We start from the raw sequence: 25774 nt of genomic DNA, 5'->3' as shown, positions 1-25774 counted from the left end.
TCACACAACATGTCTCATTTTTAATTCTTCGCAAAATCACAAAATTGGCAAAATTCACTACTTTCCGTTCATGAAATCAATTCCTCTCCGGTGGTTGGCTCCGCACCTGTTCCCTTTGACCATCCTAGCTTTGGCCTGTAATCCTTCTACACCTGAAACCCAAAATCAACCCGTGCTAAACCTAAGTTACCAATTCTTGGTGGGAACCTACACGGATTCCATTCATCAGGGCATCAATCACCTTATTTTTTCTCCGGGGGAAAATCTGATGACTGTTCAGACCATTGCTGCCGGAATCGCCAACCCCTCTTTTGTCATGGCTACTCAAGACGGAAAGACAGTCTATTCCCTTGAAGAAGAGGCAGGCGTCCAAGGAGGAAATGTGCTCACCTTTGCCAGAAATCCGGAGGATAACTCGCTGACGCTTCTGGACCAAGACGCCTCCCAAGGAGATCACCCCTGCCATATTTCTTTGTCTCCAAATGAGGATTTTGTGATTTTGGGTAATTATACCGGTGGCAGCCTTTCTGTCTTCAAAGTAAATGAGGACAAAAAGCTGGATTTTGTCCAGCTGATCCAGCATACCGGCAAAAGCATTAATCCCGCCCGGCAAGAGAAGCCCCATGTCCATTCTACCACTTTTGATCCCGAAGGAAAAAGGGTGCTGGTAGCAGACTTGGGTACTGACAAGATTTATATCTATAATTTTGATCCCCAGCAGGCTAAGCCATTGAGCTTATCGGGAGAATTTCCTGTCACTCCGGGAGATGGACCCCGACATTTGGCCTTTTCGGCTGATGGAAAGGAGGTTTTGGTTGTTGAAGAAATGACTGCGGTCCTGGATGTTTTTTCTTATGTCAATGGAATTTTGACTCCCATCCAAAGACTTTCCTTGGTGGATGAGGGTTTCTCAGGGGCAGTGGGAGCGGCAGAAATCCGAGTTTCTCCCGATGGGAAAAATGTTTATGTTTCCAACCGGGGAGAGGCCAACACCCTTTCGGTTTTTGCCAAAAGCACCTCCGGTCAATACGAACGAATCCAAAACATTTCCTCAGGAGGAATGATGCCCCGCAATTTCAATTTGACCCCTGATGGCAAATACCTTCTCGCTGCCCATCAAGCCAGTAATGATATTGTGATCTTTGAGCGGGACTTGGATACGGGAATTTTAACCCAAACCCTTTGGAAAGCACAAGTGCATAAGCCGGTTTATTTACATCCTCTACCCAACTAGGCAGGATTCTCCCAAAGCCTATCTCCATAGCGGATTTGCCCCTTTTCAATCTCCAAAGGCGAGGCAAGGTTATTATGGTAGAGCTTCCCGGTACCCAGACCTTGGGGAATTTTGGGGTCGTGGGAGGAAGCTAATTGGGAAATGGCATTCAGCCCGATATTACTTTCCAAGGCTGAGGTCATCCACCAGCCGATTCCCCGCTCTTCTGCCAACCTGATCCATTGCTGAGTTTCCAAAAACCCGCCCAGAAGTGTCGGTTTGAGAATGATATGCTGGGGCAGCAGGGTATCCAAAAGCAATTCTTTTTCATTGGTCCCGATCAGCTCTTCGTCCAGGGCAATGGGAAGTGGGGTTTCCCGACAAAGCTTCCTCATTTCTGCCCGTTGTCCGGCACGAATAGGCTGCTCTATGCTGTGAATATCCCATTCGGCGAGTTGACGGAGTTTGTTCATCGCCTCCATAGGTGAAAATGCCCCATTGGCATCTACCCGGAGAATAACCTGATCCTTGGAAAACTGCTTTCGGATATAGCTCAAAAGAGCCAATTCCTGCTCAAAATCAATGGCCCCGATTTTCATTTTGATGCAGTCAAATCCCTCGTTTAGCTTTTGATCAATCTGCTCCAGCATAAACTCCCGATCTCCCATCCAAATCAGTCCATTGATGGGAATTGGTTTTTTCTCATCAAAAAATGGGTTGGAGAAAAATCGCTTCTTCCCACCTTGAATCCAATCCAACAAGGCCATTTCAAGCCCAAATCGCAGGGAGGGCAACTCAAGAGGTACTCGAGCATCAACCTGATTCAAAACCGAATCGGCATCCGTCTCCCAAGTTTCCATAGCCAACTTTTGGAGATGAACTGAAATAACCTCTTCAAAATCCTCCCGATAATCCGGACTCAAACCGACTAAAGGGGCCGCCTCTCCCCAGCCTACCCTATCCTGATCGTCCGGATGAGTCACTTTTATCCAAAAAACCTCCCGGGTCTTGAGTACACCACGGGATGTACCCGCATCAAATCTGAACTGAAGAACCCTTTTTATCAGGGAAAACTGAAACCGAAATGAATCTGCCATAGGGATAAAACCGATTTTGGACCAAATGGATGGCTATATTTGCAGGCAAATCATCCTTTCAAATGGAAATTCCTACCCTTGATCTCCAAGACTTCGAATATACACTCCCGGAGGATCGGATTGCCAAGTTTCCCCTCGAAAAACGAGACCAATCCCGACTTCTGCAGTACGAGCTAGGGCAAATCAGTCATCATCATTTCTATGAATTGCCCGAATTATTGCCCGCAAATGCGCTTTTGGTCTATAACGACACCAAGGTGATTCCAGCACGGTTGATCTTCCAAAGAGAAACCGGAGCCAAAATCGAGATCTTTCTTCTCGCTCCCCTAGCTCCGACCACGGTCATCGCTGAGATTATGCTGGCCAAGCTTCCAGTCACTTGGCAAACACTCATCGGCAACGCCAAAAAATGGAAAAATGAGGAAGTCCTGAAAGGAAGAATCCGAATAGGTGAAAAGGAAGTGATTCTACATGCCCGTCTGCATGATCGGGAAGCCATGTCTGTGGAGTTCTCTTGGGATGATCCAGAGGTAGCTTTTGTGGATTTGGTGGAAGCCAGCGGAGAAGTGCCACTTCCCCCATATTTAAATCGAAAGCCCCAAAAAGAGGACAAAGACCGATATCAGACCGTTTATTCCAAAAAAGAAGGAGCTGTCGCCGCCCCAACCGCAGGGCTTCACTTTACAGAAGAAGTATTTGAAAAACTCAGGAAAAAAGGAATCCAGGAAGCCCAAGTGACTCTGCACGTGAGTGCGGGGACCTTCCAACCTATCAAGGTGAAAGAGGTGACAGCACATCCCATGCATTCGGAACAGATTCAGGTAGCGCGGGAAACGATAAGAAAACTGCTTGAAAACACCGGAAAAACCATTGCTGTAGGGACTACTTCGGTCCGAACTTTGGAAAGTCTCTTTTGGTATGGGGTACAACTGCTGGAGGGGAGAGGAGAAATTCTAGAGATCGGAAAGCTATTCCCATACCAACAAAGGACTGCGTTGCCCAAAAAGAAAGAAGCTCTTCAGGCGATTTTGGACCTCATGGAAAAGAATGGCTCCGAAACGATATGGGGACAGACCGAGATATTCATTTTTCCCGGATATCACTACCAGATGATTGACGGATTGATTACCAATTTTCATCAACCTGGATCCACCTTGATTCTTTTGATCTCTACAATCCTGGGAAAGGACTGGAAAAAAGTATATCAGGAGGCCCTGGACAGAGACTATCGCTTTCTCAGTTATGGGGACAGCAATTTGCTATGGCTCTACTAGCAAAAAAAGTCCCGTCATACATACGAGACCAGTTTATTCCAATTAAAATTTCCCTCGATTAGTCCCCCTGCCCTCCTATTCGCTGAATGCCTTTAAGCAATTCCTGATAGAATGTTCTTCCTACTGGTATCCAATCCTTACCCACCTGAACCTCCTTGTTATTGATGGCAGAGATCTCTCCGATTTGGACCATGTAGCTCTTATGAATCCTAAGGAAATTATCTGAAGGCAATACAGATTCAAATTCTTTAAGGATATTTCGTACCGAAATCACCGCACCTTTGGTAACCAAAGTGGTGTAATTGCCGTCACCTTTCAGCCAGAGAATGTCATCAAACCTTACCTTGACCAAACTTCCTTCATGGCGCACAAAAATCGCATCCTTGATCAGCAGTTTAGGTTCTTCTGATACATGATGCTTTTTTCCGTTTCCGTTTTTGTTGACTCTGATACCCTCTAATAGCTCTTTCATACCTCAGATTGTTTTGTTGGTGCAACATCCTGTGGATGAATATTGTTTTGATTTTGTTATTTATATCTTCACAAAAAATACAAACTTGGTCTGTTTTAAATTATTTGAAATCAAGATGATCGAAAAACACCATGCAACTTTTTAAAAAATACCTGTTTCCTGTCTTGGTCATCCTGCTTTATTCCTGCGAAAAGGAAAAGCCCCAACCCGGTTTTGCAAAAATTACGATATCAGAGATTCACCTTCAAAATCCCCCAGCAAACGGGAGAGTCAACACCAATCAAAGCTGGACGCATGAATTTTCGTACAATCAGAGGGTAACTTTTACCTCTGTGGAAACCGGTCAAACTTACCTCATTCAGCTGCCTGACAATCCTGTGGGGTTTTCATTTGAACTTCCTATTGGTACCTACAGCTATGAATCCAACCCTTCCACTACCGAAATTTCCACCACTCTCCCCGTAGACCTCACCGGTAACCTAAGTGCTTCGAGCCCTGAATTAGTTACTCCCCTGGAAGGAAGCACCAATTACCACTTGCTGAGTATTCAAAAAACCAATTTGGAATCCCCTCCAAGGCTCATCTCTCCTCAGGATGGAGTGATGGCCTCTCAAGGGGATTTTTTCTACATCTATTCCTGGAAAACCATTCTAGCAGAAATCCAACTGACTCAAGGTCAGCGCTTCCGACTTGGGGTAGACCCCCAGCCATTTCAGCATCAATCCTTTTTCTATCCCAAGTCCAGCAGACCAGAGGTACCCACAGACCTTGTTGACCCAATTTTTGAGTTGTCTCGGCGAACGTTTCCCTTGGTGGAGGACAGCTATCCCCAAGTTTTTCCTCCTTTTCACCGGCAGGAATTGGGATTCCCTTTAGGTGAAACTTCAGGCCTGGAAGCGATCGGCAATCGGCTATTCACGATCAATGATGGGGGAAATCTTCCTGAAGTATTCGAAATTTCTCCCGAATCAGGTTCTTTGCTTAGAATCATTCCTGTAAAAAATGTATCAAATGTGGATTGGGAGGATTTGGCTTCCAATGACACTCATTTTTTCATCGGAGATTTCGGAAATAACCTGGGCAACCGAAAAGACCTCAGGATTTTGAAGATATCTATTGGGGATTTGCTCTCCAACAACGGAGTAAATGCAGAAGTCCTTGAATTTTCCTATCCCGATCAGGCCGATTTTGATGATCCTAACCATGCTTTTGATTGCGAGGCTATGGTCTTTTGGGATGGAAAGCTTCATCTGTTTACCAAACCCGTGAATACAAATGAAACCACCCATTACACCCTCGACCCCATGCTGTCCAATCAAGTCGCGATGAAAGTAGAATCTTTCTCCACCGCAGGGAAAATCACCGGTGCCGATGTCACTTCAGACGGAAAAAACCTCATCCTCCTCGGCTATGAACTTGCAGGAATCTCCTCCCGATCCTTTATGGAAGTCTTTTCCGGCTGGAATACAGACCAAATCCTAAACTCGGGTCAACGGTACACCTTCTATTTGGGAAGCGTAGCTGCTACCAGTCAGACGGAAGGCATTGCCTTTCTTCATAATAAAAAATTAAAAATCTCGGGGGAAAGCATCTCCCTTGGTGGAGCATCCCTTCCCGCGAGACTGTTTGAAGTTGACTTGACCGGTTTGCTTGAGGATTAACTTTTTCTCATTTGTTTATAGGCATTGATCAGCCCATTGGTGGAGCAGTCGTGAGAAGTCACTTCTTCTTCCCCATCCAATTCCGGCAAAATCCCGTTGGCCAAGACTTTGCCCAATTCTACTCCCCACTGATCAAAACTGAAAATGTTCCAAACGACACCTTGCACAAAAATTTTATGCTCGTACATCGCGATCAGTTGTCCTAAGGTATAGGGAGTAATTTGCTTGACCAAAATGGAGTTGGTAGGCCGGTTGCCTTCAAATACCCGATGAGGGGCGATTCGCTCAATTTCTTCCTCAGATTTACCTGCTTTTTTCATTTCAGCTTGGACCTCCTCGAGGGATTTGCCTTTCATGAGGGCTTCAGTCTGTGCAAAAAAGTTGGAAAGTAGCTTTTGGTGATGGTCTCCGAGGGGATTGTGTGAAATAGCCGGAGCAATGAAATCACAAGGAATCATATGCGTCCCCTGATGAATCAGCTGATAAAAGGCATGCTGTCCGTTAGTCCCCGGTTCGCCCCAGATGATCGGCCCGGTGGTGTAATTTACCTTTTGCCCGTCCCTACTGACATATTTCCCATTGCTCTCCATGTTGCCTTGCTGGAAATAAGCCGCAAAGCGGTGCAAGTATTGATCGTAGGGTAAAATCGCTTCTGAACTGGCTCCTTGAAAATTGGTATTCCAAATACCGATCATGGCCAAAACCATAGGAATATTTCGCTCAAAAGCAGAATGACGGAAGTGCTCATCCATGGAATGAGCTCCCGAAAGGAGTTTTTCAAAATTATCAAACCCGATGGCGCAGGCGATGGGAAGTCCAATGGCTGACCAAAGGGAATATCTGCCTCCTACCCAATCCCAAAACTCAAACATATTGGCCAGGTCAATTCCAAAGGCTTCGACTGCCTTGGCATTGGTAGACAAAGCCACAAAATGCCTGGCTACTGCTGCTTCATCCTTGGCATAACCCAAAAACCAATCTCTTGCCGAATGTGCATTGGTCATGGTCTCCTGAGTGGTAAATGTCTTGGATGCTATAAAGAAAAGAGTGGTCTCCGGATCGACTTTCTTCAAGATCTCACTCAGGTGTGTTCCGTCTACATTGGATACAAAGTGGATGGATAGACTTGGATTTTGATAGGGTTTTAATGCTTCGGTAACCATCACCGGGCCCAAATCCGAACCACCAATGCCTATATTGACCAAGTGGGTAATCGGCTTGCCGGTGTAGCCCAGCCATTTTTCCTCAAAAACCTGATCGGCAAATTTCTTCATTTGGGCCAAAACCGCCTTGATATCCGGCATCACATCTTTGCCATGAACATACACTGGGTGATTGCTACGGTTACGAAGGGCAGTATGAAGTACGGCACGGTTTTCGGTCTGATTGATCGAAGCTCCCGAAAACATCTCCTCGATCGCTTCGTGGACACCGCACTCCCGGGCCAAATCCATCAAGGCCAGAAGTATACCGTCAGAAATCCTGTTCTTTGAAAAATCAACCAACAGATCCTCGAACCTCAGACTGAACTGGTCAAACCGTCCGTGATAGTCAAAATGGGAATAGATCGAGTGGTTTTTGTGCTTTTCTTTAAGCTCAAGAAGCCTTCCCCAAGCAGGGGTAGTAGTGGGATTGATCGAATTCATGAATGAAAATGAATTAATAGGTCTGGGTAAAATTAAGAGATATCTTCAGATTATCTCTTAAGTTTTCTTAGTTTAAGCCTTGGGGTTCTGGAAGTGATCCGCTATTTTTCAGATCCTAAGTCTATTTCTTTTCTTCGTGCGCTTCGTAGTATCCCTTTTGATTTGTAGCTGTATTGCGTTTGCCGGTTTTTCCCAAAACCCTGCTCCCATTCCTCTCAATAAACACTTTTTTGAGATTTTCCCTGCTGATTCCATGCAGCAGAAGTATTACCAATTTCTGTCCTATGGTTCAGACTCTACCCAAATCGAAAGGATTTTTACCCTTCAAAATCAACTGGTCCGCACCGTTCGAAAAGGGAAAAAAACAGCCGAATTCCAGGAATTAACGCTAGAGGAATATGATCTTCAGGGCCAGCTTACCCATAGAAAAATAGTCAATCTCTTCAACTCCAAATTCATTTCGACCTACTATGACAAGGGAGAACAGGTAGCGCAGTTAATCTACCGTGGAGAACATAAATACTCCATTTACAGAAAGGGATACGACAAGCCCCGAGAGCGCTTGGAAAATGATTTTGAACCGTATCCAAAAGATGAAAAAGCCCGCTTCCCTTTTCTTTTGTCCCAAAAGACCCGAATCGAAAAAAGCAAATGGCCTGAGGAAAGGCAATTGATTGTGGTTGGAGTCTTGGTGGATGAAAGCGGAGAGGTGAAGTCCGTGGAGTGGGCGAATCCCCTGGGTGCTGATCCGGAGATAGCCAAAATTTTTGTCAAAGCGGTGAGCTCCTGGAAGAAAGGCTACATTCCGGCTAAAGATGCCCAGGAAAATCCATTGCAAAAATGGAGATATTTCTATTTCCATGCCGGAGGAAAGTTTGCTCACGGCCCTATCGAAGTCAGTTTTCGAAAATAACCTAGTCTAATCACACTTGAACTCCCTCTTTTCAATCCAGCTTCAGCCTTGTCCATTCAGTAGCAGAAATATTCTTTCCAACGTCAACCCAAAGGAAAATCAGTCTGTTTTTCATGTCCCTTTTTCCCCGCTCTATGAACCGTTTTCTCAACCTCATCGCAAGCTTATTGATCTCGGTTGCTTTGAATTCTTGTGGCCCCTGCAGAAATCTGGATTGCCTGGTTTCCAAATACGATTTTGAATTCAGAATCCTGGATGCAGAGTCAGGACAGGATTTGGTTTTTGGCCCCAATGCCAAATTTGAGGCCAGGGAATTCCGACTCTATTCGAGTCAGGGTAATGAGCGGGTGGAATACGTCCTTCACCCCCTCCATTCTCCCTATTTTGAGGGAGATACTACCTTCTATGCGGAGGTTTTTCCTCCTCTGGGACCTGTATTCTTAAGCTACCCTAATGGCAAAATCGATACCCTGCTCTTAGGCTATACCCAATACCATACCGAATGTTGCGGAAGAATCACCGAGCTTAAACAGCTCACCCGGAACAATTCGGAAGAATTCAACGATCTCTGGCAAGTGCTGGAGTTCCATTATTAATCCAAACCACTTTTCCCCTCCTTGATGAGATACCTAATTCCTTTCCTTTTTTCCTGTATGTCCGCCTATTCGCAGGCTTGGAGCCAAAAAACCAAAACAAAGAGAAACATTCTTGACAAGGCATTTTTATGAAATCAGCCAAAAAGACCTCGACAATCGAGCTTTTCGACGCGGCATCAACAAGCTGGAAAATGGAGATCAAGTTTTCTGGATTTTTGATGGGAATGATCGATTGGGGGTACAGGGTAAAGTGGAAATCTATCCCCAAAGGCTTTTTAAGCGAGAGACAAGGGGATTTTTTAACGAAGACAATTCCCAAAAAAGCCAAACGACAAAAAATCTGAATGATGCCGGGTATGTGGAAAGCATTTTTGATGAAGGTGAAAAAAGAACAAGTTATCTATTTGGGTGAACAACCGTATTCCATTTGGCGTCATAGCCCGGAATTCGAACAACAGCAGACGCGAGCTGATTTCAAGCCAGGTTAGGACGCCCAAAGACTCCATGAGCTTTGCAATCCACACTTGGAATACCTGAGAAGCAGGCAAAGCGATGCGGTACAAATGGCTCTTTTGATCTCTGAAACAGGAGAACTAAAAGAGATCGAGGTGGCTAATGGATTTGGCCTCTATCAGGAACTGGTGAAGGAGGCTTCAAAAGTAAGCCGATTTCAAAAAGGTTCATTTTTCCAAGCTTTGATCTTCATGGCGATCCTGTGGAGGTATGGATGTCTATCCCGGTCAGGTTTAGTTTGGGTTGATTCCCTGAAATTCCTCTAGGATACTCCCCCGAATGAATCTAATTTTGGTGGCTTGAATGGAAGGAACTTTGATTTTAACAGGAATTACCGCTTTTTTTATCCTCGCCACCTTTGTTCCCTTGGTGAAACTGGACTATTGGTGGATTCGTATTTTTGACTATCCCCGTCTTCAAAAGTTAGTCATACTTGTTGCCTTAGGGGTATTCTGGATTATTTTGGATGGGGATGACCCTATGAAGTTGATTGGGTTGGGATCGGTTGGGCTAGCCCTAATTTACCTTTCTGTTCAGGTTTGGCCCTACACCATTTTGGGGAAAAAAATGATTCAGCGTGTCCCATTTTCCAAAGATAATGGGCTTCACCTCATAGTAGGCAACGTGTATCAGTTCAATACTGATTACTCCAAAACCATTCAACTGATCAAAAAAAGGAATCCGGATGCGGTTTTTTTGGTTGAAACGAATCAGCGATGGGTGGATGGATTGAAGCGAATCGAGGAGGATTTCCCTTACCGCATCCTGTTGCCAAAAGAAAACACGTACGGCCTTGCCTTCTATTCCAAACTTCCTATCCTCAGAGAAGAAATCAACTATCTTTTGGACCCGGAGATCCCTTCTTTGGAAGTAGATCTAAAGCTGAACTCCGGTCAAAGAATCACTCTCTACGGCATCCATCCGACTCCCCCGGTCCCCGGAGAAAATTCAAAAAGTACAGAAAGAGATGCGGAAATCCTGATGATCGGAAAAAAATCCCAAGCCAATCCCAACCCTTCCCTTGTCATCGGAGACCTCAATGATGTAGCATGGAGCTATACCACTTCCCTGTTTTTAAAGATATCCCAAATGGCCGATCCAAGACGAGGAAGGGGATTTTACAGTACATTTCATGCCAAGGTTCCCTTTTTCCGATGGCCTTTGGATCATGTTTTTTTGAGCAGGCATTTTGGTCTTTCAAGCCTCCAAGTACTTCCGGGAATGGGGTCTGACCACTTTCCTATAGAAATTAAAGCCACCCTATCTCCCGAAAAAACCACAGAAACCATCCGGGCCAATGGAGATGAAAAAAAAGAAGCACGGGCCAAAATCATCAATGGGCACAAAGAGTAAAGCCTGGTTTTAACCGGCTTTACTCTTCATTGGCTGAAGCTTTCGCTTCTTCCTTGGCTTTTCGCTTGAATCCCTTTCGGAATGGCCAAGTGTATTCCAAGGCTTCCAATCCTTTGTTTAGATTGTAGGTGGCAGAATCGGTATTGACCAAAGTGCTTTTGAGGGATTCGGCAAATTCAGGATCGTTGAGCATTGTTCCTAGTGCATTGTTGGGGTCGTCCAGTTTTGCCGAAATCTCCTCCAGCTTTTTGGTGAGCTCTTGGGTATTCTCCGCACTGGCTTTGAAGCTGGCGATGGTAGCTCTTAATTCATCCGCGATCTCCGTATCCGTCGCCAAATCATTGAATAGATTGCCCTCCTTGTTGAGTTTCCCCGCAAAGGTGTTCAATTCTGCCAGCATCCTACTGCTGTTGGCGGAGGCTTTGTCCAAATTGGCCACAATCTCCTTAAACCGTACTGCAAGGGAAGAGTCGGTAAGGACCGCTCCTACGATTCCTTCGCCCGCAGCTAGTTTTCCGGTCAGAAGCTTAAGGTCTGCGGTGATTTCTACCAGGTTTTCATTGTTTACCTGTAGGGTTTCCATCATTTGATCGGTATCGAGTGGCATCACTGCTTCCAGTCGGTCCCCTTCTTCCACTGCGGGGAAATCGGTACTTCCTCCATAGATGACAATGATTTTGTTTCCGATCAGTCCGTCTGAACTGATGGTAGCTTTGGAGTTTTTCCGGATAAATTCAGATACACTCTGCTCCACATTCATCTCTACCTCCACTTGGGAATCTCCATAGAAATTGATTTTTCGGACCGTTCCGATTTTCACCCCTGAAAACCAAATGTTGTTTCCTGTCTGCAGACCTCCCACATCATCAAAGACCGCTTTGAGATGAATGGCCTTCACGAACTTTTTCTGCTGTCCTCCGAGGGTCAAGATACCTGCCACCAAAATAGCAATGCCCAGGAAAACAAAAATTCCCACTATGACTGATCGTTTGTTTTCTCCTCTCATGAGTATATGAAATTATAATCGTAGAATGATTTGACTCGCTCGTCCTCAGCATGAGGAAATACTTCTTCGAAGGTGCCCATTGCGTTAAATTGGCCGTCCAGAAGGACAGCCATCCGGTCTCCGGTCATTTTGGCACAGGCCAAGTCGTGCGTGATGACAATGGAGGTGGTCTTATAGCGCTCTCTCACTTCCATGATCAGATTATTGATATCCACGCAGGTGATCGGATCCAGTCCCGCAGTGGGCTCATCGTAAAGCATGATTTCAGGATTAAGGATGAGCGTCCTAGCCACCCCAATCCGTTTCTTCTGACCTCCGGAAAGTTCCGAAGGCATCTGATTGATCGTCTGTGGCAGTCCCACCGCATCCAACAGCTCCTCTATTCGGTAGGCAATATCCTTTTTACTCAGGTTTTTGATGTTTCTCACCAAAGGAAACTCCATGTTTTCCCTGACAGTCATCGAATCATACAGGGCAGAGTTTTGGAAGGAAAACCCGATTTTCAATCGTAAAGCATTGAGGTCCTTGGTACTCAACTTGGAGACTTCTTTGCCCAGCACTTCCATGCTGCCTTTGTCTTGCTTGAGTAATCCCACCATGATTTTGATCAACACGGATTTTCCCGTACCTGACCTTCCCAGAACCACCAGGTTTTCTTCTCTGTATAAGTCCAAATCCACCCCTTTGAGTACGTCCAAATCCCCGAAAGACTTGAACAGATTTCTTATTTTGACGACGATTTCCCGATTTTCCATAGCCTTACATTCCCCGGATAGCATTGACAATCTGAAGGGCCAAAAGCTCCTCAATAAAAATCAAAAACATGGATATCACCACTGCTGAATTGGCAGCCCTACCTACCCCCTCCGTCCCTTTGGACGAATTGTATCCCTTGTAACATCCCACAATCCCAATAGTAAACCCAAATACGATCGATTTGATTACGGAGGAAAATACGTCTAAGAAGGTGATAGAATCAAAAACCTGCACAAAAAAGGTCGATAAGCTGACCAATTCGTTCTTATTGACATTGATAAATGACCCCATCAAAGCCACGAAATCGGTGTACATCACCAGCAAGGGGATCATAAAAGTAGTAGCTAAAACTCGGGTTACGACCAGGAATTTGAAAGGATTGGTGGCTGACACCTCCATCGCGTCGATCTGCTCGGTAACCTTCATGGAGCCAATTTCGGCCCCGATACTCGAGCCTACTTTGCCGGCAGCAATCAAAGCCGTAACCAATGGCCCCATCGCCCGCACTACTGCTATCGAAATCAGTGCAGGAAGCCAAGAAGTGGCACCAAACTCAGAAAGGGAAGGTCTGGACTGATTGGTGAATACTATCCCGACAATAAACCCTGTCAGGGAAATAAGCGGAAGTGATTCAACACCGATTCGGTAGCATTGATGTATTACTTCCTTGAATTCATAAGGAGGCAGAAAAACTTCCCTGAAAAACCGTCGGACAAAGTTCCAGGCATCCGCCAATCCCGTAAAAAACTTATCTATTTTTTTCGAAAGCAAGGGCTTCCGATCTTCTGCTTCTTCGGCCATAATTAATTTCGGATTGCCGAAAATAAGGAAATTTCCACAATGAAGTGTTTAATTTTCTTTAAGCCTGCAGGATTTGAATCAGATCGGCCTCGGAGAGCGGCTTTTCAAAAAAACCGAAAACTCTGGAATCAGCACTGGCCCGAATCCGGTCGGTGTTGATAATCGAAGAGGTCATCAAAAAAAATTTTCCCCGGAATCCCTGACCGGACAAGGCATCCAGAAATTCCCAAGCATCCATTTCTCCCAAATTCAAGTCTGAGACTACCCAAGCTTGGGGAGTAGTGGCCAGAAAACTCAAGGCCTCGGAGGGTTGATCAAAAAACCTCAATTCAGAATCAAACCCCATAAGATGGATCCTCTTTCTCAACAAAAGGTGCATGATTTTATCGTCATCGAGTACGACTAATGGGCAGTCAGACGGGTTCATTTTTGTGGAAAAAAATTAAGACTTGGCAAAATAATGGGGATGGATCTGATTCATAAAACCACCCAAAAATAACGAAATCGATCTTAGAAAAAAGTCGAATTCCTTTATCTCTCAGAATTTCATTTTTGGAAAATATAGATATTTAGATTAATCTAATTTTTTTAGTCTTTCCAAATTCAGGGATAGCGAAATTAGGTTTAAAAAACTACAAATCAATATTTTAACCTTCCTTTAATAAAGTAATTTGTTAAATAAAAATACACTCTTTCGTCTTGTTTTTTCTCCTCCCCTACTCCATTCACAGGATGGGTATCCCTAACAAATATTTTTTCCTTTCATCTACCCCAAATGAAAAAAGACCTATTTTCACCAAGGCATTATCAGTTATGGAGGAGACCCAAAAACCCAAAAAACACCGAAGCAAAGTCATCCGGGTATTGCTTTATCTGGCGCATCGCTTCGATCTGGAAGAAGGTAAGGAGGATGAACTGGAGACCATCGAATACATCTCCAAGAACGTGGAGTTTAAAGGTGCAAATCTCTGGATTCTCATCTTCGCCATTTTGGTGGCTTCGGTGGGATTGAATGTCAACTCAACAGCGGTTATTATCGGAGCCATGTTGATTTCACCCCTGATGGGTCCCATCATGGGAATCGGGTTGGCTGCAGGGATCAATGACTTCGATTTGCTGAAGCGGTCCTTTCGCAATCTTGCCGTGGCTGTTTCCATCGCCATTTTGACTTCAACTCTTTATTTTTTAGTCACTCCTATCAGTGACGCACAATCCGAACTGTTGGCGAGAACGGAGCCGACGGTCTGGGATGTATTGATTGCCCTTTTTGGGGGACTTGCAGGCATAGTAGCTGGATCGAGAAAAGAGAAAAGTAATGCTATCCCGGGAGTAGCTATAGCCACAGCACTCATGCCTCCTCTCTGCACGGCTGGCTATGGAATCGCTACGGGCAATTTGCTGTACTTCTTCGGGGCATTTTATCTCTTCTTTATCAATTCGGTTTTTATCAGTTTATCCACTTACCTGATCGTCCGATTTATGGGATATCCCAAAAAGCATTTTTTGGACCCCAAACGGGAAAAGCGGGTTCAGACTTACATCACACTGTTTACCTTGATGACCATTATTCCCAGTATCTACCTGGCTTATGGTATCGTCAAGCAATCTCTCTGGAATCAACAAGCCAGAAAGTTTATTCAGACAGAAATGAAGTTTCCCAAAACTCAAATTCTGAATGCGGATTATGCATATTCCAGCGAAGAAAGGAAAATTGAGGTAAGTCTGATTGGAGAAGCACTTTCCGATGAGGAAATCGAAATCTTACGGACCAAAATATTCGATTTTGGACTCACAGAAACCGAACTGGTCATCAATCAAAGCGGCAGTAGTACCGATATGCGGGTCTTAAGAAATGATATTTTGAAGGATCTCTACGAGCGAAATGAAATGCTGATCCAAACCAAGGATGAAAAAATAGCCCTACTTGAAAAGGAACTGGCACAGGATGCCCAAATCCGAATCCTGAGTACCGAGATGGCTGAGGAGGCAAAAATCAATCACCCGGGACTGAGAAAATTCAGTATCGGAAGATCCATTTTCAGTGATTTGGATGCCAAAAAGTCCGACACTCTGATTGCTGCCTATGCCTCTTTCAAAAACAGACCTTCTTCAGCTGAAATCCAAAAGCTGAAGCAGTGGCTGAAAATCCGAACAAAAGCCGATACAGTAGCCCTGATTTTAGATTAACCCCCCAGCCCATGAAAACAATAATCCTTACCCTTAGCTTTTTTGTCGCTTGCTTGGGAGTAAGCTATGCCCAAGAAGTCTACGATGAAGCCCTCGCCAAAAAGCTTGGAGCCGATGATTACGGCATGCGCAAATACGTCATGGCCTTCCTTCTTCGAGGAGATCGAGTTTCCGAATATACTCCCGAACAGCGCTCGGAAATCCAGTCAGGGCACATGGCAAACATTGGACGAATGGCCGAAATGGGAAAGTTGATTGTGGCAGGCCCTTTCTTCGGAAATGAAGACCTGCGGGGCATTTACATCTTTGACGTGCAGACTTTGGAAGAAGCCAAAGCCCTTACCGAGACAGACCCTGCGATCCAAGCCGGAGTCCTCAAAATGGATCTGAAAGAATGGTATGGTTCTGCAGCCCTGATGATGCTTCCGGAACTTTATCCTAAAGTGACGAAAAGCAGTATCCAGTGATCAGTCGCAGTAGGCAGTAGGCAAAATAACTGAAAACTGCCTACTGATCTCACCTCCCACAAATCTCCCTGTACGCACAGTATTCGCACTTTTTCTCATCTTCCGTCTGATCAAAAGGAACCTCAGGATTGAAAATCTCCCCCAACAATCCGCTTAACCCTTGTTCAAACTCCTCCGCAAAATCCCTGTAATCCCGGATTTCTTCCTTATTCATGACCAGGAATGGATTGAATTTAGAGTCATAGATTTCCTTGATGTTGAAAATTCCCGGCTTCATAGGGAGCGTGTTTTCCGGATGGCTGTGTTGGTAGAAATAGGCATAAAGCAGGGTCTGCATCGCGGCTTTGTTGCGTTTTTTGTCTTCCCGATCAAAAAGTGAGGCAATCGATCCAACTGTTTTGTTGTCTTTGCCGGTTTTGTAATCGAGCAAGCGCACCACGCCATCTTTGATATCCATTCGGTCAATCACTCCTTGAAGCGCCACTTCTACTCTCCCCAGAGCTGTTTCCACAGGAATTCCGGCAAGGTATTTTTTCTCCAGTCCGATCACTCGAAATGGTCCGTTTTTTTGATCGTAGGACAGGATTTCCTTAACGTACTTGATAAAAACCTCCCTGGCGATGAGTAATTGCCCACTGAGCTCAAACTCCTCTCCTTCTTCTTTCTTGTAAAAAATCCTGATCGCCCCATCCACAGCTGCAGGAACCTGGTCCTTCAACCGATCAATCGTATGGGAATCTATGTCCCGGTGAGATTTTCCCTCCTCGATAGCGTACAGCAGCTCAATCGCACTATGCAAAAGGGTCCCAAAAGTCATCGGATCAATCTCCGAGACCACCTCCTCCTTCTCTTTAAGCTCTGCCACATAGCGGAAATAAAATCTCAAGCGACAATCCAAATACATGGAAAGTGCCGAAGCGGAAAAGCTTTTGGCAAAGGGGTCCTCCTCCTCTTTTTTCAGATAAAGCGCCAATCGATCCATAATCTCCGAAGTCTTTTGCAGTCGGATCTCTTGGCTCGGAGTGAGCTCCACAGGAATCATCACCGGCTCCGGTTTGGAAATGTGCAGCTCAGCCTGCATCTGCTGCACAAATCGGCTCACTTCATGGGCTTTTCCCTGATCTGCAGCTGTAGTATAGATCAGGTGAACTTCCTCTGCCCGATGCAATAGCCGGTAAAAGGTGTAGGCATAAATCGCATCGTTTTGCTCTTGTACCGGTAATCCAAATGCCCGGCGGAGGTTAAAAGGAATCATGGAATTGATCCCTCCTCCGGGAGGAAAGCTACCCTCATTTACATCGCAGATGATTACCCGGCGGAAGTCCAGGTTCCTAGACTCCAGCACCCCCATGAGCTGCAATCCCTGCAGGGGTTCACCTTCGAAAGGCAATTTCAATTCCCGGAAAATCTGCCGAAACAGCTTCAGCACAAAGTCTATCTTGTTTGCCTTGTCGAGATTAGTTCGGAAGACTTCTTTCAATCGATTCAGCTGCTTGAAAGCTTGATACAGGTAGCTCCTTTGGATAAGATCCTCCTTCAGTCCCTGAGCGAGGTTTTGGATAAGGGTACCGAGATAGTCAAATAGATCCTGGGGCTCGACCTTTTGGAAAACCAGCTGAAAAAGTGTCCCTTCCTTCACCAAAGCCTCCAAAGGAACGTCCAGGAGATTTTCTACCTTGATCTTTTCGGAGATTTGCGAAGCAAAAATTTCATCGGAAGACTTCAGGTAGGAAAAGGACAGCAGGTCAATTACCGCCTTGTGGTAAAAGAAGACCTTCCCGCTTTTCCACTTGGCGAATCGCTGCAGGTCCAAAACAGCATCCAAAAAGGCATAAATCGGTGCATTGCGGATCGGATAGCCCATGGTCACATTGAGCTTGGAGATCGGCTCAGGAAGCGTATGAAGGACCGGGAAGAGCAATTGCTCATCAGGAAGAATGATGACGGTCTCTTCCAAAGCTTCTTCTGTCCCTACTTTTTCCAAGAGCTTTCCGACCAAATTGGCTTGATTGGTCTTGAGTGGAATGGCATGGGTATGGATTACCGCGGCTTTTCGGCTTATTTCAGCGGGGATTTCTTCAGGAAATGTTTTGCCTAGCACCGGATCCTTTTGGTAATCCCTGAAAAACAATCCCGCTTCCTGCAATCTGTCCTCCAGGTAATAGGAATCCACATCCCAAAAAATCTCCGCTCCAAATTCCTTTACAAAATGCTTGATCAACTTTTCTTCAGTGAGCGTAAAGGCATTGAAGCCCACAAAAACATGGTGCGTTTCAGGCTGGGCGATCTGCTCCGTGTTTTCGGCCACTTGCCGATACAACTGTCCCGAATAGGCTAGGCCAGCGGTGCGAAGCCTCGCTTGAAATCCCTCATACAGCTGTGCCAGAATCTGCCAAAAACGGAGAAAGCGCTCTTGTTCGGATTGGTTTTGCCGCTCAAATGCCTTCCAAAACTGAGCAATAAGCTGTTTTTGATCCTCGGTGAGGTAACTTAAATCGGATTCAAACACCTTGATTTCGGCTAAATTGCTGTAAACGGTCTTCGCCGGTGCCAGAAATTGATCCAGGTCATTGAAGTCCTTCAGGATCAATTCTCCCCAGAAATAAAACCGATCAAAATCCTCAGGATCAGTCTGGATCTGACGGTAAAGCTCATAAAGCTCAAAAATCAAGGTCAGCTCATCTGCAGGCGTATTTCCTGCCAATCGGTAAAAAAGCTGCTCGATCGTAATCACTTCAGGCATCCAGACCGGCTCTTCGATCAATTCCCCCATATATCGGGTGAAAAATAATCCTGCCCGTCTGTTGGGAAGTACAACGGTGATTTCCTTCAGGTCTCGGCCCGAATTGAGGATTTTTTGGGCGGTTTCTTTCAAAAATGGATTCATACTTCCAAAATTTCTGTGGGTTCGAGATAGCAGAGGTAGCCTTTCACCGGGAGTTGGCTCAATTTGGACACCAAGTCCATGTATTCTTTGACTTGCTCAAAATGGGACTCCCGCTTTTCTCCGGTTTTAAAATCGACAACCAAGGCCCTTTCCTTACCGATCAATATCCGATCCGGGCGTCTTTGGGCTCCTCCCGGTAGCAAAATACCCTGTTCGGAAAGGGATTGGAAAGCTGGACTAAACCACTCTTGAATTTGATTAAAGGAAAAAAGCGTCTCCAACTGGACCTTTACTTCGGCAGCGGTATCCTCATCCCAACGGCCTTCGAAAGTAAACTCCCGTAGCAGCAATAGTGCATCTTCCAAACTTTGGGATTCTGCCAGCAACTCGTGGATGATAACGCCCAATTTCCGTTGATTGCGGGCATTAAGGCCATCCTCGGAAAAATCCCAGGCGTAGTTTCGGGTCTTGAGTTTCTCTTTCCAGTCCGAAATTTCCCATCGCAAGCCAAGCGGGGCTTTGCTGATTTCCTCTTTCTGAGGAATCTTCCTTCCCCAAGTTCCCCAATCAAAAGTCAGTTTTTCTGAATCCCAACCTTGACCAACAGGATCAGGAAGCTGAAATTCTGAAGAGAAAAGGGAAAAAAGGACATTTCCTGTCTGATTGAGTTTGACCCCGTCCTTGGATCTGGTAAAGTCCGAAAAGCCCCAGATTACCTCTTCTGCACGCGTAAAGGCCACATAGAGCATATTGAGGGAATCCAGATAGGCCAACCGAATTTCGTCCTCGTAGTAGCTACTGAAATCTGAATTCCCCAGTGCGCTTTGATGAGTGAGCGGAACTACAGTGATGGGCTTATCTCCCGGATAAGGAGCCCATATCACGGGTGCCATTGGACCTGATGCCACGATTTTCCAATCCAAATACGGCATCACTACCACTTTGTATTGCAAGCCCTTGGACTTGTGAATGGTCAAAATCCGCATGGCCTCGTGGTCTTCGGGTATTTTCACCGTTCGCTTACCCTTGTTCAATTCCCACCAATCCAAGAAGCCTGAGAGATCTGCCCGGTTCTTTTTTACAAAATCAAACACTGCCTCTTTAAATCCGGAAATGTAGGCCAAGTCCTGCTGCTTTTCTGTCAATCCCAAAAAGGAAAGTCCTTCTTCCATCAGTTCCACCAAGGGAAGCTGAAGCAGGCTATTTTCCTCGGCCAAGAGTTGGGCTTCCTTTTCTTTGAAGGTTTCCGGTAGGCTTTTTTTATAAAAAAGAGAGTGGCTCAAATCTACCTTTTGAATTAGGGCGTAGTAGTGCCAGAGTGTCTTGAGGGCTACCTTATCGGAGGGATTGTTGAGGTAGGTAAAAAAAGCCAAGAGACACTTTACGGCAATGGACTTATCGATAAAAAGCGATTCTTCCGATAGCACATCAAAACTGAATCCGGAGTCCGGATTTTCTCTTTGATGCTTCATCAGGCGGTCGGCAACCTCGGCTCCCTGGGAATTTTTCCTCACCAAAAAAGCAATGTCACTTGGACGATAACCTTGATTTTGAAGCTCCATCACCAAGCCGGGCAGTTTGTCCAAAACCGTTTCGTCCACCTCCTCATCCGCAGTATCTTCTTCCTCAGAGCTACTTCTCGAATTGCTCTTTTCGGTAAATTCCAGATGAATTTTTCCCTGAAATTCCAGGCCTTTCTTCCTTTCCGGTACTTTTTGGTTGACCTCCAGAAAGGCATCTGTTAGGAGGTTTTGGGCATCCACCTTGAAGGCATCCTGAATTCCGGATTCCATCAAGCTGGGTAGTTTTTCAAAAACCAAGTTGTTGAAATCAATGATTCCCGGGAGACTTCGGTAGTTTACATCCAGATTCTTCACGACAATGAATTCCTCCCGAATTTGCCTTTGAACTTCATTCAAAAGCAAGTCCAGCTTCCCTCCTCGCCAGCGGTAGATGGACTGTTTCACGTCTCCCACGAGCAAGTTGGTATGACCGGATGCCAGGGAGTTTTCGAGCAAAGGCCGGAAGCTGGACCATTGGAAATCCGAGGTGTCCTGAAACTCATCAATCAGGAAGTTGCGGTATTGATTGCCGATTTTTTCATAAATAAAAGGCGCTTCATTGCCCTCTGTGATTTGCTTGAGAAAGTCATTCACATCGGAAATCAAAAGTATGCTTTCCTCGTCTTTCAGGTCACGAAGCTCCAAAATCAAATCTCGGAACACCCCAAACGCATTGAGATTTCGTCTTAATGCCGAAATGGTATTCCACTGGGTGACTTTTTCTGGCCAAGAAAAAAGAATCGTACCTAATCCGGCCTCCACGGCTGAAATAATATTGGATGCTTTTCCTGCCCCTTTGGAAAACCAATTATTGGCATCCGGCAAATCCCTCAGCATGACTTCTGTGAGTTCAGGAAATGGAAATTTTGGATCACCCAATTTTGAAAAACGGAGGGCAAAGCTTTTGGAACTTCCCTTGAAATCCGTCCACTCCAAACCAAACTGCACTCGAATCTCCTCTGCTTTTTCCCGCAGTTCTTCGGCCTCAGCGATCAACTTTCTGCGTTCGGCTTCGATATGTTTTCTAAAATCTCCCAAGAATCCTTCTTTCGCCACACTTTCTTGAAAAAGAGATCGGAATGCCTTGAACCGCTCCTGAAAAATCTCCTTTCCCAGTCCCTTGATGCCCGTGCGGATATCCCAGGATTTTCCGTCCTCAATCTGCTCTTCTGCATACCCGGTCAGCCAAGCACGTAGATTTTTATCCTGAGCTACTTTTTCCACCAATCGGTCCACCAATCGCTCCAATACTGCATCGGTATCCATTTCCAGATCAAATTTGGCCTGCAAATCCATTTCCCGGGCAAAGGATCGGATGACTTTCTGAAAAAATGAATCGATCGTGCTGACAGCAAAATATCCATATCCGTGGAGGATACCCAAAAGCGTATTGCGCGCTCTTAGTTTAAGTAGGTCAGCGTCCAGTTTCAAATGGCTCATCAACTGCTGATCCAAATACTCTCCCTGTCTGACCTCATGACTCAGGCGCTCCAACACCTCCAAAATTCGCTCCTTCATCTCTGCTGTGGCCTTGTTGGTAAAAGTCACGGCGAGGATCTGCCGGAAAGCTCCCGGGTGGGCTAGAGCCAATTTGAGGTATTCCAGAGTCAGCGTATAGGTCTTTCCCGAGCCCGCTGAGGATTTGTAAATGACAAAAGGTTTGTTTTCCATTTCGATAAAAAGTAAGGCTTGAAGATAGGTAAGCAAGCGGCATTATTTCTAATCTGAAAAGACCTTCGACGATAATTGTCAAAGTATCTCCGTTGGAATTTCACGGAATTTTAGACATTTTGAAGCTCTTAAAAAAACCTTAAGCCCATGAAAAACCTATTCCTGGTACTTCTTATTTGCCTTTTTTCTTTAAATGCTTTCCCCAAGGACGGGTATGAATTGTGGCTGGATTATTCCAGCATAGAATCTTCTTCCAAGCGGGCTGAAATCACCTCTCTTTTTTCCGGAATCTATTTTTTCGGACAAGGTCCCACACAGCAAGTGATCCAACAAGAACTTCGTCTGGCAAGTCAAAAAATGATGGGCAGAGATCCGGTTTTTACCCAAGAAAGATTGAATCAAACCCAGCTTTGGTTGGGTACAAGGGAAGAATTAGCACAGGTACTAGGTCTGGAAACTCAAATGCAAATCCGCAATCTAGGCCCGGAAGGATTCTGGAGGGGATCGATTGATTTCCAGGGAAAGACCTATTATGCCATTATCGGTAACCAACCTATAGGGGTGCTTTATGGGGTGTTCGACTGGCTAAAAAGTATCCAAACTGATACTTTCGATCCCAAATCAGAGAAAACTGATGCCCCGAAAGTTAAACTTCGGATGCTCAACCATTGGGACAATTTGGATCGAACCGTGGAGCGTGGCTATGCCGGTTTTTCTATTTGGGATTGGCATCGTCTGCCTGGCTTCATCGATCCCAGATACATCGACTATGCCCGGGCTAATGCAAGCCTAGGGATCAATGCCGTTTCCCTTACGAATGTCAATGCCAATGCCTTCATATTGACCCCAGATTTTATGAAAAAAGCCAAGGTATTGGCTGACCTTTTCCGGCCTTATGGGATCAAAGTATTTCTTACTGCCAGATTCTCGGCTCCGATAGAAATCGGTGGATTGAAAACTGCCGACCCGCTAGATCCGGAAGTGGTTGCATTCTGGAAAAAGAAGACGGAAGAGATGTATTCTTTCATTCCGGACTTTGGAGGATTTCTGGTCAAGGCAAATTCCGAAGGCCAACCCGGTCCGCATGAATACGGAAGAAATCATGCCGAAGGAGCCAATATGCTGGCTGACGTACTGGCTCCTCATGGAGGTATAGTGATCTGGAGGGCATTTGTCTATTCCCATGAAATCGACGAAGACCGCCATAAGCAGGCTAATTTTGAGTTTGAACCTTTGGATGGAAAATTTCGGGACAATGTAATCATCCAAGTCAAAAACGGCGCGATCGATTTTATGCCACGAGAGCCTTTCCATCCGCTTTTTGGAGCAGTGAAAAACACCAATCTAGGGATGGAGTTTCAGATTACACAAGAGTACTTGGGACAAGCAACCCAACTGGTTTATTTGGCTCCTATGTGGGAGGAAGTATTGCGAAGCAAAACCTACCGTCCCTCTCCCACTTCTACCGTGGCAGGAATCATTGATGGAAGCGACTCAGGGCAAAAGCTCACCCTTATGGCCGGAGTTTCCAACATTGGTACAGACCGGAATTGGACCGGACATTTGTTTGGGCAGGCCAATTGGTTTGCCTTTGGTAGGCAAGCTTGGGACCCCAACTTGAGCTCTGAGGAGATTGCTGAGGAATGGATCAAGATGACCTTTGGTCAAAACAAGGATATTCTAGCCAAAACCAAGGAAATCATGCTGGAATCCCGTGAAGCCGCCGTCAACTACATGAATCCGCTCGGCCTGCATCATATCATGGGCAGAAGTCATCACTATGGACCCGCCCCTTGGGTGGAAGGCGGTAGGGCCGATTGGACTTCGCTTTATTACCATCGGGCAGATTCCGAAGGAATTGGATTTGATAGAACTGCTACAGGCAGTGGGGCTCTCAATCAATATGCTCCAGAAATAGCCAATTCTTGGTCTGACCCAACTCAAATTCCGGAAAAATACCTGCTATGGTTTCATCATCTTCCCTGGGATTTTGAACTGAAGTCAGGCCGTTCACTTTGGGAGGAAATCGGCCTCCACTACGATCAGGGGGTGAAAACCGCCCGGTCGATGAAATCGGAATGGGATTCACTTCAAGGGCAGATTGATCCGGAGCGTTTTTCTCATGTCAGCCAGTTATTGGCCGTTCAAGTACAGGAAGCCGAATGGTGGAGAAATGCCTGTTTACTTTATTTTCAAACTTTTGCCCAAAGGCCTTTTCCTGAGGAAATCGAGCAACCTCAAGGGGATTTGGAGTATTACAAAAATCTGGATTTTCCTTTTGCTCCTGGTATTCGACCACGCTGGTAAATCATTCAAACATGAAAGCATATTCCATTCCTTCGGCTACACGAATCGGACATGTTCATCTCAAGGTGAGCGACTTAGAAAAGTCTTTGGACTTTTACTGCGGACTGCTTGGTTTCGAATTGGTGATGAGATTCGGAAAAGAAGCTGCATTTATCTCTGCCGGAGGATATCATCATCACATTGGACTGAATACATGGCAAAGCAAAGGAGGAAAACCTGCACCCAAAAATGCTGCAGGGCTTTTTCATACGGCCATTCTTTACCCTACCAGACAGGATTTAGCCCGGATTTTCCAACGCCTGCTTGATGCCAACTATCCGCTTACAGGAGCTGCTGACCATGGAGTGTCTGAAGCGCTATACCTGGACGATCCCGATGAAAATGGAGTGGAACTGTATTGGGATAGGCCTAAAGACCTTTGGCCAAAGGATGAGAATGGAGAATTAACCATGTATACCCGAAGGCTAGATTTTGAAGGTTTGTTGAAAGAAATTCGCTAAACAATTATGGAATAGCTACCCTGAAAAAAGGATCAATCCTCATTGATTAAATTCTTTCTTCCACCCAATCCACCATCACTTGCATGGCCTTTTCCCGATCCAGGTCATTGATCAGCTCATGATAGCCGCCCGGGAAAGTAAGAAAGGTTTTGTCTTTGGATTTTGCCTTTTGCGCCAGCAATTCGGAACCCTTGGGATTGGTCAATCGATCTGCATCTCCATGAATCAAAAGCAAAGGAAGCTTGAAGTCTTCCGCTTTTTCCTGAATAAACTGCATCATCTGATAGATTTCGTATCCGGTCCGGGCAGGGATACCTTCCTGATAGATCAGCGGATCATTCTTGTATTTCTCCACCTCTTCTGGAATTCGGGAAACTCCCGCGATATCCAATTTCAAAACCTTGAGCTTAGGAAGTAATCGGTTGATCAATCCGGAGACAGCAATCAAAATCGGAGAAGTCCCTTCGGCCTCCTTGATGGCAGGGGAGCTGAGAATCACCCCTGTCGCCTCCGGTCCATACTTAAGCACATAGGCTGCTACCAAGCCTCCACCCATACTGTGCCCGTAAATGAAGGTTTTCAGACCGGGAAGGTAAGTTTTAACCTTCCCAAACAAGGCCTCGATATCCTGAAGATAGTCCAAATAAGAATCGAAATAGGCACTCGGCTTCCCATCCGCCGATTTGCCATGCCCTCTACCATCAAAGGTGAACACTGCCACCCCGATTTCATTCAGTTTTTGGGCGAAAGTGGCGTATCTCCCACTATGCTCACCCAGTCCATGTACCAGAAGCAGGCCGGCTTTTGGGGCTTCAGGCATCCAGGCCTGGAGGTAAAGTTTTTGTCCGTCATGGGCGGTGTAGGAAGTTTCGAAGTGGGGCATGAGTTGAAT

The 25774-nt window shown here is 45.6% G+C and carries 22 protein-coding genes; 12 read left to right on the top strand and 10 right to left on the bottom strand.

Annotation, left to right across the window (positions count from 1 at the left end; translation table 11 throughout):
• Positions 1 to 70: 70 nt before the first annotated feature.
• Positions 71 to 1234: a lactonase family protein gene (locus tag AAA943_RS10465; protein WP_338224189.1), complete on the top strand. Its 1164-nt coding sequence runs from the start codon at positions 71 to 73 to the stop codon at positions 1232 to 1234.
• Here AAA943_RS10465 and menC read toward each other — a convergent pair.
• Complete coding sequence (menC, locus tag AAA943_RS10460; protein ID WP_338224188.1) at positions 1231 to 2310, bottom strand: o-succinylbenzoate synthase; 1080 nt, start codon at positions 2308 to 2310, stop codon at positions 1231 to 1233. The genes AAA943_RS10465 and menC overlap by 4 nt on opposite strands.
• 62 nt (positions 2311 to 2372) lie before the next feature.
• On the opposite strand from menC, the gene AAA943_RS10455 reads away from it, so the two are divergent.
• Complete coding sequence (locus AAA943_RS10455) at positions 2373 to 3584, top strand: S-adenosylmethionine:tRNA ribosyltransferase-isomerase (protein ID WP_338224187.1); 1212 nt, start codon at positions 2373 to 2375, stop codon at positions 3582 to 3584.
• 58 nt (positions 3585 to 3642) lie between these two features.
• Here AAA943_RS10455 and AAA943_RS10450 read toward each other — a convergent pair whose 3' ends face one another.
• Positions 3643 to 4056: a LytR/AlgR family response regulator transcription factor gene (locus AAA943_RS10450; RefSeq protein WP_338224186.1), complete on the bottom strand. Its 414-nt coding sequence runs from the start codon at positions 4054 to 4056 to the stop codon at positions 3643 to 3645.
• Between the two features lie 131 nt (positions 4057 to 4187).
• Here AAA943_RS10450 and AAA943_RS10445 point away from each other — a divergent pair, with 131 nt between their 5' ends.
• Entirely contained in the window at positions 4188 to 5717 is a 1530-nt protein-coding gene (locus AAA943_RS10445) for a hypothetical protein (protein WP_338224185.1), read from the top strand.
• Here the strand turns inward: AAA943_RS10445 and pgi are convergent.
• Positions 5714 to 7363, bottom strand: coding sequence for a glucose-6-phosphate isomerase (pgi, locus tag AAA943_RS10440; protein WP_338224184.1), 1650 nt, complete (start codon positions 7361 to 7363; stop codon positions 5714 to 5716). The two genes, AAA943_RS10445 and pgi, sit on opposite strands and share 4 nt — an antisense overlap.
• Before the next feature lie 136 nt (positions 7364 to 7499).
• Between pgi and AAA943_RS10435 the strand changes: the two genes are divergently transcribed.
• The 5 genes from AAA943_RS10435 to AAA943_RS10415 all read left to right on the top strand — a co-directional run bounded on the left by AAA943_RS10435 (position 7500) and on the right by AAA943_RS10415 (position 10738).
• Positions 7500 to 8276 (top strand): hypothetical protein, encoded by a 777-nt coding sequence (locus tag AAA943_RS10435; protein WP_338224183.1) that lies wholly within the window; start codon positions 7500 to 7502, stop codon positions 8274 to 8276.
• 113 nt (positions 8277 to 8389) lie between these two features.
• Positions 8390 to 8872 (top strand): hypothetical protein, encoded by a 483-nt coding sequence (locus AAA943_RS10430; protein WP_338224182.1) that lies wholly within the window; start codon positions 8390 to 8392, stop codon positions 8870 to 8872.
• A gap of 112 nt (positions 8873 to 8984) precedes the next feature.
• A complete protein-coding gene (locus AAA943_RS10425) occupies positions 8985 to 9284 on the top strand; it encodes a hypothetical protein (protein ID WP_338224181.1) in 300 nt (99 codons plus the stop codon).
• Positions 9285 to 9396: 112 nt separating this feature from the next.
• Positions 9397 to 9651 (top strand): hypothetical protein, encoded by a 255-nt coding sequence (locus AAA943_RS10420; protein WP_338224180.1) that lies wholly within the window; start codon positions 9397 to 9399, stop codon positions 9649 to 9651.
• A 37-nt stretch (positions 9652 to 9688) separates the two neighbouring features.
• Positions 9689 to 10738: an endonuclease/exonuclease/phosphatase family protein gene (locus AAA943_RS10415; RefSeq protein WP_338224179.1), complete on the top strand. Its 1050-nt coding sequence runs from the start codon at positions 9689 to 9691 to the stop codon at positions 10736 to 10738.
• Between the two features lie 19 nt (positions 10739 to 10757).
• On the opposite strand, the gene AAA943_RS10410 is transcribed toward AAA943_RS10415, so the two are convergent.
• The 4 genes from AAA943_RS10410 to AAA943_RS10395 are packed head-to-tail and all read right to left on the bottom strand — an operon-like array spanning position 10758 to position 13728.
• Positions 10758 to 11744, bottom strand: a complete 987-nt coding sequence (locus AAA943_RS10410) for an MlaD family protein (RefSeq protein ID WP_338224178.1) — start codon at positions 11742 to 11744, stop codon at positions 10758 to 10760.
• Positions 11741 to 12499, bottom strand: a complete 759-nt coding sequence (locus AAA943_RS10405) for an ABC transporter ATP-binding protein (RefSeq protein WP_338224177.1) — start codon at positions 12497 to 12499, stop codon at positions 11741 to 11743. The genes AAA943_RS10410 and AAA943_RS10405 overlap by 4 nt, the downstream gene beginning before the upstream one ends.
• A 4-nt stretch (positions 12500 to 12503) precedes the next feature.
• Entirely contained in the window at positions 12504 to 13301 is a 798-nt protein-coding gene (locus AAA943_RS10400; RefSeq protein WP_338224176.1) for an MlaE family ABC transporter permease, read from the bottom strand.
• Positions 13302 to 13359: 58 nt separating this feature from the next.
• Complete coding sequence (locus AAA943_RS10395; protein WP_338224175.1) at positions 13360 to 13728, bottom strand: response regulator; 369 nt, start codon at positions 13726 to 13728, stop codon at positions 13360 to 13362.
• 386 nt (positions 13729 to 14114) lie between these two features.
• On the opposite strand from AAA943_RS10395, the gene AAA943_RS10390 reads away from it, so the two are divergent.
• The gene (locus tag AAA943_RS10390; RefSeq protein ID WP_338224174.1) at positions 14115 to 15488 is read left to right on the top strand and encodes a TIGR00341 family protein; all 1374 of its coding nucleotides are present in this window, start codon (positions 14115 to 14117) and stop codon (positions 15486 to 15488) included.
• Positions 15489 to 15499: 11 nt separating this feature from the next.
• Positions 15500 to 15955 (top strand): YciI family protein, encoded by a 456-nt coding sequence (locus AAA943_RS10385; RefSeq protein ID WP_338224173.1) that lies wholly within the window; start codon positions 15500 to 15502, stop codon positions 15953 to 15955.
• 49 nt (positions 15956 to 16004) lie between these two features.
• Here AAA943_RS10385 and AAA943_RS10380 read toward each other — a convergent pair whose 3' ends face one another.
• Positions 16005 to 18842 carry a PD-(D/E)XK nuclease family protein gene (locus AAA943_RS10380; RefSeq protein ID WP_338224172.1) on the bottom strand — a complete coding sequence of 946 codons (2838 nt, stop codon included), beginning with the start codon at positions 18840 to 18842 and terminating at the stop codon, positions 16005 to 16007.
• A complete protein-coding gene (locus AAA943_RS10375; RefSeq protein WP_338224171.1) occupies positions 18839 to 22111 on the bottom strand; it encodes a UvrD-helicase domain-containing protein in 3273 nt (1090 codons plus the stop codon). Before AAA943_RS10375 ends, AAA943_RS10380 begins: the two co-directional genes overlap by 4 nt.
• Before the next feature lie 111 nt (positions 22112 to 22222).
• Between AAA943_RS10375 and AAA943_RS10370 the strand changes: the two genes are divergently transcribed.
• Both AAA943_RS10370 and AAA943_RS10365 read left to right on the top strand, forming a co-directional pair.
• Positions 22223 to 24382 (top strand): alpha-glucuronidase family glycosyl hydrolase, encoded by a 2160-nt coding sequence (locus tag AAA943_RS10370; protein WP_338224170.1) that lies wholly within the window; start codon positions 22223 to 22225, stop codon positions 24380 to 24382.
• A gap of 11 nt (positions 24383 to 24393) precedes the next feature.
• On the top strand, positions 24394 to 24882 hold the full coding sequence (locus tag AAA943_RS10365) for a VOC family protein (RefSeq protein ID WP_338224169.1): 489 nt from the start codon (positions 24394 to 24396) through the stop codon (positions 24880 to 24882).
• Between the two features lie 46 nt (positions 24883 to 24928).
• Here the strand turns inward: AAA943_RS10365 and AAA943_RS10360 are convergent, their stop codons facing one another.
• On the bottom strand, positions 24929 to 25765 hold the full coding sequence (locus AAA943_RS10360) for an alpha/beta hydrolase (RefSeq protein ID WP_338224168.1): 837 nt from the start codon (positions 25763 to 25765) through the stop codon (positions 24929 to 24931).
• Positions 25766 to 25774 lie beyond the last annotated feature (9 nt).

The sequence above is a fragment of the Algoriphagus confluentis genome (assembly GCF_036245625.1).
GTDB classification, from domain to species: domain Bacteria; phylum Bacteroidota; class Bacteroidia; order Cytophagales; family Cyclobacteriaceae; genus Algoriphagus; species Algoriphagus confluentis.
Note: the sequence above shows the minus strand (reverse complement) of the source record. Positions and strands in the feature narration are given on the sequence as shown.